The organism is Vibrio genomosp. F10 str. ZF-129 (genome assembly GCF_000287055.2).
In the GTDB taxonomy this organism is placed as follows: domain Bacteria; phylum Pseudomonadota; class Gammaproteobacteria; order Enterobacterales; family Vibrionaceae; genus Vibrio.
Map to the genome: position 1 here is coordinate 1 of NZ_AJYQ02000107.1, position 11,365 is coordinate 11,365.

Here is an 11,365-nt window from a genome sequence, read left to right on the forward strand (position 1 = left end):
AGTCGAAAGACTTGGGCTTTTTTACGTTTAAAGTAATGCCAATTCCACTAATCCCAACCCCATTAATTACGTGATCTAATAAAGGCTCTTAAAGGAGTTTTCGTGAAGCACGATTTTCAGAGTCTTATTCATTCCACACCTAATACTTACCTTAGAGTGGCTCACCTTGCGTTTTTGGTATAAATCTACCTTTTTAAAACGTTGTCTCCCTAAATAGTGACTTCATCTTGGTATGAAGTATAAAGGCCCGTTTTTAATAGATTGTTCATATCCCAAGTTTAGACCTAATAGATAAAGACACTGACAACGTGATACCTGACCAGCATTGAATGTTAATTGCAGCGATCAAGTTATGAGGGTTAGTTTTTGGATATATTGATAAATATGTATGATAATTAACCCATACATATTTATTATTCAATAGTGCGCTAATGACAGAACCCTCTATTTTACATACTACTGCTTTGTATCATGCTGCGGTGTCGTTATTAGAATTTGGCAAGCAGGATGAGAGCATCAATGAGCTGGCATGCAGTTTATCCGTTCTTTTAAAGCAAACTTTGCCTGTTGAGGGCGTACAGGTTTGTGACTTATCGAATAATAAATTGAATTTTTCTTATGACGGTGAAACCTTAACCCAGGATCTACTGGGTGAACAACTCGATTCGTTTTTCCATTTAGCCACTTCAATTAACAAGAAAAAAGGCATGTTAACCGTGCCCTTAAGTATGCTAAATCAAAAAAGGATGTTGAGCCAAAAAAAGGAACGCGCTTACGACATTTGTACGTTAAGTTTCGATAATCAAGGACATTTCGCACTGGTTGTTGTTTATCATCCCGACAGTGAATGGCGAAAAGAGCCACAAGATTTACCAATGTTTGCGTTGATACTGCAAAATATCTGGCAGCAACGACTATCAGAGATGTCGTCACAAAACGATCGGAATCTTATTGATACGCAGTACGACATCATACTAAATCAGCTTAAGGGTGAAACAAGGAAAAATCAGGCGATGGAGATTGTCGCTACTGCTCTGGCTGAACTGGCGGCTTGTCGTGATGAATATCAGTTATTACAACAAAGCATTCAGATTTTGCATGAACGGTTAGGGATCGACAGAGCTGGCGCGTTTGTTATTGATATAAAAGAAAACGAATACCGTGGTGTGTATGGTATTGACCCAGATGGAAAATATCGCGATGAAAGCCAAGATGTGTATAAATTTTCACATTTATCATCCCCTTTCTCTGCGGTACTTACCGATCCTGAAAAGGTGCTTCATGTAGAAAATGATGTAACGCTCTATTATATCGATCAACCTATTGGTATAGGTTGGAATGGTATGGTGGTGCTTCGAAATGAACAAGAAGCATTAGGCTGGTTTGCCATGGACAATCTCTGGAGCAAACAACCATTCGATGTAAATTTAAATGAAGCGTTTAATATTTTTGGTAAAACTATCGCCCGTTTTCTTGTGGAAATTCGTCATAATTCTCAGATAAGAATGCTAGGTAAAGCATTGAGTTTTATGTCTCGGGCGGAAAACAGACACGATCTATGCCGTCATGCGGTGCAATTCGCGGTCGAACAGTTAGATATTGATAGGGTTGGCATTTTCCTCCCTACTGATGGTGATATAAGTCAGATACAAGGTACTTTTGGTGTTGATGCCGAAGGCAAAATTCAGGACGAATCGCATATTATTTTAGCTATGCCAGAAAGCGAACTCAACCTACTGGCACAAGAGACACCAAACCAGCTATTTGTGCTTGATGACACACCTCTATATTACGACAGCAAGGTGGTAGGAAAAGGTTGGAATGCGTGTATTTTAGTTCGTATTAATGATGTGAACACCGTTTGTGTCTTTGCTGATAACTTGTTGCATAAGCGAGTATTAACCAGTCAACGAAAACAACTGCTACAGCTGTTTTTTAATAATGTCGGTGAAATGGTGATGCGCATAAGCAGTCAAGAATCGTTGATTGAAGCCAATAATTTATTAGAGAAACGAATCGCAGAGCGAACTCATGAGCTTGAAATCGCCAATAAAAAATTAAGCAACATTGCGCAACAAGATATGTTGACCATGCTTAAAAATCGGCGAGCTTATGAAGAGGTATTGATCAAACTATGGCAAGCTCAGTGGCAATCTAAAGGTTACTTATCTTTAGCTGTTATGGATTTAGATGGTTTTAAAATGGTGAATGACACTTATGGTCATCAAGCCGGTGATGAGCTTCTGCAGTTATTGTCAAAGTACTTACAGATATTTTTCCATCGACCTTCAGAAACGGTTTTTCGGTTTGGCGGTGACGAATTTGCTATCCTGCTCGTCGATTTTACTCCGGATGCAGCGTTTGCTCATGTAGATAAATTACGCAAATGTTTTCGTGACATCTTGGAAGAGAAATATAAATCAGTGACGTTGTCTATTGGTTTAGTATCCACTATCCCCAATTGTGAAAAAGTTCAAGAAGGTTTCTTTGCACAAGCTGACGACGCACTTTATCAGGCTAAAGAGCAAGGTAAGAACTGCTGTATGAGTAAAATAATTAAGTAAAAAATGACTCATAGCTCTATTCTAAGTACTCATAAATGCAGAGAAGAGTAGGGGCGTGGTAGATGAGTTGCGATCCTGCACTTTTGATAAGGGTTGGTCACCCTACATAATTAAAAAAGCCTCTGATTCACATGGTTCTTCGAAAGAGAGATGGAAAAGAGGCTTTTTGGTATTTCTAGTATTGTGCTGTTTAGTTGTTTAGTTGTTTAGTGCTTTAAATCGACTTTAACGCTGATTGACTTTATCTTTCAGCGCTTGTTTTTCTTGTTCAGAGATAAATGCCAGATCCAAACCATTAAGTTGAGCCTGTTTAATTTGAGCTTGGTTTAGGCCTGCTTGTGGTGCAGCCACTTCGTATTCGTAAGGTAATTCAATACCTTCTACAGCCGGATCATCGGTGTTCAGACACGCCAAAACGCCATGATCTAAGAACTGTTTAATTGGGTGGTTTGTTAAAGACTCTACCGTGCTTGTTTGGAAGTTAGATGTTAAGCATGACTCTATTCCAATGCGGTGCTCTGCAAGGTAATCCATTAATTTAGGATCATGTATGGCTTTAACGCCGTGTCCAATGCGAGTCGCTCCAAGCTCTTGAATTGCTTGCCACATGCTTTCTGCACCTGCGGCTTCTCCTGCATGAACAGTGACATTCAGGCCCGCATCACGAACTTGTTTAAAATGACTAATGAAGCGATCACCGGGTTGACCCAGTTCATCTCCAGCTAAGTCGACGGCAACAATATGATCTTTTTGAGTTAATATCGCATCAAGTTCTTGCTGGCAGGCATCGATACCAAATGTGCGGCTCATAATACCGATCATATTGGCTTGAACACCAAAATCACGGACGCCAGCTCTAACACCATCGACGACAGCTTCAACGACCCCCTCTACAGGTAGTTTATGTTTCATGGCCATGTAGTATGGTGAAAAACGCAGCTCAGTGTAATCAATTTGTGCATTTAGGGCATCTTCAACATTTTCGTAAGCAACACGACGACAAGCGTCAAGATCGCCCAATACTGCAACTCCCCAGTCTAGTTTTGATAGAAAAGCGACCAGTGATGGTTCAGCTTCAACGATCTGTACGTGAGGCGTTAGGCTTTCAATATCATAGGCAGGAAGAGAAACGCCAAACTTTTTCCCAAGGTCTAATATGGTCTGAGTACGAATATTGCCGTCGAGATGACGGTGTAGATCAGTTAAAGGGATGTTCTTTGTAATCATTGTAATCATTCCAATTGCTATTAGGAGGCCAATGCCAAGTATAAAAACCAATCACTATACTGTCAGCAGTAAAAGTGGGGTAAAACCATTGAATCCCTTATTTGTCATTTAATGTTAACTAAATGTGTTGGCCACTCCGTGAAAGGAACAGGCCGGCTATAAAGAAAGCCTTGGCCTTGAGGGCAATGAAGGGAGTTAAGCATCTGCACCTGCTCAATGGTTTCAATACCTTCGGCGACAATATTGACCTTCATTCCTTTTGTCATATTGATAATGGCTGAGACAATAGAGTTATCGAGAGTCTCAATATTCATTTGATCAATGAAGGTTCGGTCGATTTTAATGCAGTTAAAGGGTAACTCATGTAAGTAAGCGAGGGAGCTATAGCCCGTTCCAAAATCATCAATAGCGATTTTACAGCCCAACTGTTGAATGGCTTGCATGTTATTTAACACTAACTTATCACCACTAACGATGCGAGACTCGGTGATTTCAAGGGTAAGATATTGAGCATCAATGCCTGAATCTTCGATTATTTTGGTTAAGCCGGCAATATAGTCTTGCTGAGAAAGTTGATTGGCCGACACGTTGACATGCATGTGGAAATCTTCGCCCCATTTTCCTTGCTCTACGCCGAGCATCGTATCTCGACAGGCTTGGCGCAGGATTTGTTCACCGATTTCGGAGATAAATCCATATTCTTCTGCGATAGGAATAAAGTCCAGAGGTGAGATCAGGCCTTCTTGAGGAGATATCCATCTGGCAAGAGCTTCAGCACCAATCACATCGCCTGTGTTGAGATCCATAATCGGCTGATAAAAGGCAACGAATTCATTATTCTCAATCGCTGTTTTTATTTTTGCCATCATTGTTGTTCTGTTTTTAGAAATATCCGCCATTTCAGGTCGGTAGTAGCTGATGTTAGATGGTTCGAGTTTAGAGTTGCTTAGTGCGATACTGCCATTTCTTAACCATTTCCCCATGGAGGACTGATTATCGTTGTCCGAGACAATCCCAATAGAGACACTGATAATGAGATTTTGGTCATCGATAATAAACGGTGAAGCAAAAGCTTGATGGACCCGAAGCGCTAGCTGTTTGATATCGCTCTCGGATATTTGCTCTGATAAGTAAATCGCAAATTCATCACCACCAATACGAGCAAGGTATGCCCGCTTATTAGCAACATGCTTGATACGTTGTGAGATGTCTTTGAGTAGATCATCGGCTCGATTGTGCCCAATACTGTCATTAATGTTCCGAAACCTATTTATCCCAATCATCAATAAGTGACCATTAAGAGTTGGTAATTTATCGCAACAATCAATTAACCCCTCACGACTGTATAGTTTGGTGAGTGAGTCATACAACAACTGATTGCGCAAAGCATCAAAGGAGACTTTTAGGTTGTCGGTCATTTCGTTGAATGCGTTGACAAGAAGGTTAATTTCGTAGATCTGGCCTGGCTTAGGCAAGGTACTATGCCAATTGCCATCAGCAAGATCACTGGCTGCTCGTGCGGTAGCCGTCAGTGGTTGAGTAATTTTGTTAAACGCGATGAAACCTAGAGCGATACCGATAACACTGACGAAGATACCAAGACTCCAACTCAGGCGTTGGTTATTGGGTAATTCTCCTAGCAAATCTGGTTCTGAAATGGAAACGCCGATATACCATTCAAGCCCATGTTGATCGGTATAGGGGGTGACTTGGCTAAAGTAGCGTTCACCGGAGATGATGGAATCAAATTTATATAATCGAGATTGTATTGGGAAAGCGAGTGGTCGAATAAATTCAGCCATGGACTGAATGATAGGGTTGGCACTTTCAATGGCGAGTAAACGATCGCCTTTGTCTGTGATGGGGGTTCCCCAGGATACAACACTGTTATCACTTGAGTGAGTAATGAGTTGCTGTTCATTGTCGAAGATATAAATGGTCGCTTTGGTACGCTGTTTAAGTCCGGCTAAAAACGCATTAAAAGTATGGAGTTTAATGTCTGTCGCAACTACGCCCATAAATTCGTCATTGTCTATAACGGGGGCCAGTGCTGAGATGGTTATCGTTTGTCTTTCATCGGCATCGGTATAGATTGATGACCATACGGGCTTAAAATGACTCGATACTGGTGTGTACCACGGGCGGATTTTAGGATCGTAGTTTTCAATTACAGCTCTGGTGTTATGGCTTATCGTATCACCTTGGTAGATGACCAGATTATCATTTGAACGATTGTCTTGAAGCATTAATGTGTAGGTGTCATCCGCTTCTTTTCTGAAGCCAATATATTCACTGGCTTCGCTACCAAAACCAATAACGCCAATTTGGGAAATAGGCTTATAAAGAGAGTGAAAACTACTTCGGATATAGTCTTCAATCAGTTCAAGGTTACCCATTTGGTAGAGCTTATTTTGCCCGATGTTGTAGCTGATGGACAAATTGGCTTGAAAGGATTCTTCAAGATAGTGATCAAGCTTTTGAACTACATTCGTGGTCAGCGCTGTCAGGTGTTTATCCGTAACCTCGTTAACCATCTCTTCATAGCTGTATTTTTGCACCGCAATAATACAGCCCATGGTCAACAAGAAGATGAGGATAAAAGGCAAAACAACCGCTGTTCTTAGTGTTATTTGAGTCATTAACTTCCATCGAATATCTGATTTACGCGTTGATTTGCTTCAAAAGAGTGAAAATGAGGCACACAAAGAACAAACCAACACTAGTCGGTGTCTCATCAACGCGTTTAATTTCCATATATTCAATCAGTATAGCTCTTTTAGCTTCCTCGTCAGTGTATTTCTTCCCCAACCTAGAACCTTAGCAGCATCTTGTTTGTGTCCATTGGTATGATTAAGTGCAGCCTCTAGTAAAATTCGTTCAAATTCTGGCTGTGCGAATGAAAGCAGTTCCGTTTCACCGGATGACAGAGCTTTCTTGGCCCAGGAAGAAAGTAACCCTTGCCAGTTGTCGCCTTCACCGAGGGTGAGTGATGGCTTTTCATCGATCAATTCGCCTGGAAGATCGTTAGGAAGAATCTCATTGCCACTGGCCATGACGGTTAACCAGCGGCAAATATTTTCAAGCTGCCGGACATTTCCCGGCCAATCAAGGTGATTAAGCACGTCTACCGTTTTGGGATGGAGGGTCTTCATGTCAACCTCTAACTCATCGGCTGCCAAAGACAAAAAGTGTAGGGTCAGTTTTTCGATGTCTTGTCGTCTTTCTCTTAGTGCTGGAATGTGGATGCGAATGACATTAAGACGGTGGAATAAATCTTCACGAAACTCCCCTTTATGTACCAGGCTTTCAAGGTTTTGATGGGTAGCAGCAACAATTCGCACATCCACTTTAATGGCAGAATGCCCACCGACACGATAAAACTGCCCATCAGACAATACTCGTAGAAGTCGAGTTTGAATATCGAGTGGCATGTCGCCGATTTCATCTAAAAATAGCGTCCCTCCATTGGCTTGCTCAAAGCGACCTTGCCTAACACTATTTGCTCCGGTAAATGCGCCTTTTTCATGGCCAAATAGCTCAGATTCAATTAAGTCTTTGGGAATCGCGGCCATGTTTAATGCAATAAAGGGCTTTTTTGCTCTAGGGCTATGTCGATGCAGAGCGTGAGCAACCAACTCTTTACCTGTCCCTGACTCTCCGTTAATGAGAACTGAGATGGAGGAGCGAGATAATCGACCAATTGCGCGAAACACCTCTTGCATTGCAGGGGCTTCCCCAATGATTTCAGGCGTTTCACTCGACGAGGTTTCTTCAGTACTTTGTGATTTACGCTGCTCTTGATTGTGAGCAATGGCTCGCTCAACCAACGTGAGTGTTTCGTCGACGTCGAAAGGTTTGGGAAGGTACTCGAACGCCCCTTTTTGATAAGCGTTCACGGCGGCATCAAGATCGGAGTGAGCCGTCATTATGATCACAGGAAGTTCTGGTGAGCGAGTGTGAATTTGTTCCAGTAGTTGGATGCCATCAATGCCTGGCATGCGAATATCAGAGACAAGGACATCCGGTGTTTCTCGCTCTAGGGCAAGTAAGACACTTTCTGCATCGGAAAATGTTTCGCATTTTATGTTGGCTGATGAGAGTGTTTTCTCCATCACCCAGCGAATGGAGCTATCGTCATCGACAACCCAAACGTATCCTTTACTCATAGTGCGTATTCCTCATAGACATTCCGTTGCAAGCATTTAAAAGTTATATGGGTAAATAAATGGTAAATGTGGTTTTACCTGGCCAGCTTTCAACGTCAATTTTCCCGTTGTGCTGATCGATTAAATTTTGAGATATCGAAAGGCCTAAGCCCGTTCCTCCTTCCCGACCGGTGATCATTGGATAAAATAAAGTGTCGAGTAATTCGGGTGAAATACCCGGCCCGTTATCTATGATTTCAATTCGAGCGGAAAGTTTGTGTCTTTGGCCATGAATATTCGCTTGGTGCACTGTTCTGGTGCGAATAGTGATGGTGGGGTGCACTTGTTGGTGCTCCGTTAATATTTGTGCAGCGTTACTGATAATATTAAGCAGTGCTTGCTCTATCTGGTCTGAATCGACCAATATGTCAGGTAAGCTTGGATCGTAATCGCGTTCAATCGCAATGGTGTATTGGGATTCAAGTTCCACCAATTGGCGGGCTTTTTCTATAATCGAGTGCAAATTTTCAGGTCGTTTCTTACCGGGTTTTTGTGGACCAAGAAGTCGATCAACCAAGGCTCTGAGTCGATCCGCTTGCTCAATAATAATTTGAGTGTATTCCGTCAAGTTGGGATCAGGCAGCATTCGCTCCAGCAGTTGTGCGGCACCACGTAGGCCACCCAGAGGGTTTTTTATTTCGTGGGCTAAGCCTCGAACCAATAACTTAGCGGCTTGCTGTTGTGCATGTTGATTAAGCTCTTGCGATAAACGACGTTGTTGGCCAATTTTTCGCATTTCAACCAATAGCATCAGCTCCTTTTTCCATGACAGAGGGCTAACCGTAACTTCAAGCATTAGCGGTTTACCGTCGACAACAAATGTCACATCGCTATCGGTGATGCTTTGGCCACTCTGTAACGGTTGAGATAGTAGGGCTAAATCTAAAGAGGCGTGCTGAATGAGTTTAGATAGAGGTTGATCGACGATGCGTTTGGCACTTTGCGTAAACAGTTGTTCCGCTGAAGGGTTGGCATATCTCACAATGAGAGATTCATCCAGCATCAACGTCGCTGTTACAACATTATCTAAAATGGCGGTGCTTAATTCTGCGCTCACAGGATCATCCTTGTTGCTCTGAAAATCACCATCGCACCAATATGGTGCATGGCTATTCCAGTATGGCGCATAGCATCAGAAAGAGAAACCCAAATTCGTGTGTGTTAGGCCGTATGGCTGTGTGTTTATCACTATTTTACTGAGGCTCGATGTAAATGCACCGTTATAGACATAGATGATGCAATAAGCTTGCCGTCTCTAAAGGCTTGAATTGAAATAGTATGAGAGCCTCGATCGATGTTTTTTAGCTGCCATTTTCCCGTTGTATTTGGGGCAGAATAAGTGGCGTTGTTTAAGATCAGTTGAAAATGTTCACCCACTAACAACTTGCGATTCGAGTTTGCTGTGATGTTGATATGGCCTTGATTACTACGGATGGTTTGGTCGTGTTGTGGCGATTGAAAAGAGAGCGATAATGGCTCAGGTTTAGTGGTGGCTTTCCCTTTCTCTTCGCTAGGCCGATCGTTGTTGGGAAGAGACTCAAAGGAAGGGGCGGGTGCTTCTGCGAAGTGATCGGGCAGTGTAATGGTTTTTACTGTTTTCCCACCTTTTTTTCCGTTAGTAGAATCGCTTAAGTGAAGAACACCTTGGTCATCCTCCCATGTGTAGATGGTTTGCGTGTAGCTGAACACAGGAAAAAGCAGTGTTATAAAAAACAGAATATAGGGCTTCATCACTCATTTTTCCTTCACATAATCCACTGATTGAATGGGCTTTTTTCGTTGGAAGTGCTTTGGGAGGCAGTCAGAGAGTAGGATAAAGCTGAAGGACGAAGGGGCAAATAAACAAAAGGCTCACCTGAGAGGTGAGCCTAATAAAATAGTAACTTCAATCACGAATTACACACGACGGTGTGAATGTCGAATTGAGGTTATACTGAGTAGTAAAGTTCAAACTCTAGTGGGTGAGTTGTCATGTTAATCAGCTCAACATCTTTAGACTTAAGTTCGATGTAAGAATCGATAAAGTCATCAGAGAATACACCACCAGCCGTCAGGAATTCACGATCGCTATCAAGCGCTTTTAGTGCGACTTCTAGAGATTCTGCAACCGTTGGGATTTCTGCTGCTTCTTCTGCTGGTAAGTCGTACAAATCTTTGTCCATTGCTTCGCCAGGGTGGATCTTGTTCTTAATTCCGTCAAGACCTGCCATCAGCATTGCTGAGTAACATAGGTAAGGGTTCGCTGCTGGGTCACCAAAACGTAGCTCGATACGGCGTGCTTTCGGGCTTGGTACCACTGGGATACGGATAGAAGCAGAACGGTTACGTGCAGAGTATGCAAGCATTACAGGTGCTTCGAAGCCAGGTACAAGACGCTTGTACGAGTTAGTTGATGGGTTAGCAAATGCGTTGATTGCACGAGCGTGTTTGATGATACCGCCAATGTAGTAAATGGCTAGGTCAGAAAGGCCGCCGTACTTATCACCAGCAAACAGGTTCACACCGTCTTTTGCTAAAGATTGGTGTACGTGCATACCAGAACCGTTATCACCAACTAATGGCTTAGGCATAAACGTTGCTGTTTTGCCAAACGCATGTGCTACGTTGTGCACAACGTACTTGTAGATTTGAGTCTCATCGGCTTTTGCTGTCAGCGTGTTGAATCGAGTTGCGATTTCGTTTTGACCCGCTGTTGCAACTTCATGGTGGTGCGCTTCAACAACAAGGCCCATCTCTTCCATAATTAGACACATAGCAGAACGGATGTCTTGAGATGAATCAACAGGAGCTACTGGGAAATAACCGCCTTTCACACCAGGACGGTGACCTTTGTTACCACCATCGATATCAGAACCAGAGTTCCAAGCCGCTTCGATGTCGTCAATCTTGAAGAAAGAACCTGACATGTCAGTGTTGAATTTCACATCATCAAATAAGAAGAATTCTGGTTCAGGACCGACAAGAACGGTGTCTGCGATGCCTGTTGAGCGCAAGTACTCTTCAGAGCGCTTAGCGATTGAACGTGGGTCACGATCGTAGCCTTGCATTGTTGCAGGCTCTAAAATATCACAACGAATATTCAGTGTTGAATCTTCTGTGAATGGGTCAAGAACAGCACTTGATGCGTCAGGCATCATGACCATGTCTGATTCGTTGATACCTTTCCAACCAGCAACTGAAGAACCGTCGAACATCTTGCCTTCTTCAAAGAAGTCTGCATCAACTTGGTGAGAAGGTAAGGAAATATGCTGCTCTTTACCTTTTGTATCGGTAAAGCGTAAATCAACAAACTTAACTTCGTTTTCTTGGATCAGCGATAGGACATTTTCTACTGACATCTTGGATAACCTCCAGTGTTATTAAAGCGGT

The 11,365-nt window shown here is 42.6% G+C and carries 7 protein-coding genes; 1 reads left to right on the top strand and 6 read right to left on the bottom strand.

The window, feature by feature from the left end; translation table 11 throughout:
* Nucleotides 1–431 precede the first annotated feature (431 nt).
* Nucleotides 432–2,564 carry a sensor domain-containing diguanylate cyclase gene (locus A1QO_RS12880; RefSeq protein ID WP_017039475.1) on the top strand — a complete coding sequence of 711 codons (2,133 nt, stop codon included), beginning with the start codon at nucleotides 432–434 and terminating at the stop codon, nucleotides 2,562–2,564.
* Between the two features lie 225 nt (nucleotides 2,565–2,789).
* Here A1QO_RS12880 and add read toward each other — a convergent pair whose 3' ends face one another.
* The 6 genes from add to glnA form a co-directional block, all read right to left on the bottom strand.
* The gene (gene add, locus A1QO_RS12885; protein WP_017039476.1) at nucleotides 2,790–3,791 is read right to left on the bottom strand and encodes an adenosine deaminase; all 1,002 of its coding nucleotides are present in this window, start codon (nucleotides 3,789–3,791) and stop codon (nucleotides 2,790–2,792) included.
* A gap of 104 nt (nucleotides 3,792–3,895) precedes the next feature.
* Nucleotides 3,896–6,430 (bottom strand): EAL domain-containing protein, encoded by a 2,535-nt coding sequence (locus A1QO_RS12890; protein WP_017040892.1) that lies wholly within the window; start codon nucleotides 6,428–6,430, stop codon nucleotides 3,896–3,898.
* Nucleotides 6,431–6,553: 123 nt separating this feature from the next.
* A complete protein-coding gene (glnG, locus tag A1QO_RS12895) occupies nucleotides 6,554–7,957 on the bottom strand; it encodes a nitrogen regulation protein NR(I) (RefSeq protein ID WP_017037159.1) in 1,404 nt (467 codons plus the stop codon).
* A 43-nt stretch (nucleotides 7,958–8,000) separates the two neighbouring features.
* Nucleotides 8,001–9,053, bottom strand: a complete 1,053-nt coding sequence (gene glnL, locus A1QO_RS12900; RefSeq protein ID WP_017037158.1) for a nitrogen regulation protein NR(II) — start codon at nucleotides 9,051–9,053, stop codon at nucleotides 8,001–8,003.
* Nucleotides 9,054–9,184: 131 nt separating this feature from the next.
* Nucleotides 9,185–9,727, bottom strand: a complete 543-nt coding sequence (locus A1QO_RS12905; protein WP_017037157.1) for a DUF4124 domain-containing protein — start codon at nucleotides 9,725–9,727, stop codon at nucleotides 9,185–9,187.
* A 197-nt stretch (nucleotides 9,728–9,924) separates the two neighbouring features.
* On the bottom strand, nucleotides 9,925–11,334 hold the full coding sequence (gene glnA / locus A1QO_RS12910) for a glutamate--ammonia ligase (RefSeq protein WP_017036270.1): 1,410 nt from the start codon (nucleotides 11,332–11,334) through the stop codon (nucleotides 9,925–9,927).
* Between the last annotated feature and the right edge of the window lie 31 nt (nucleotides 11,335–11,365).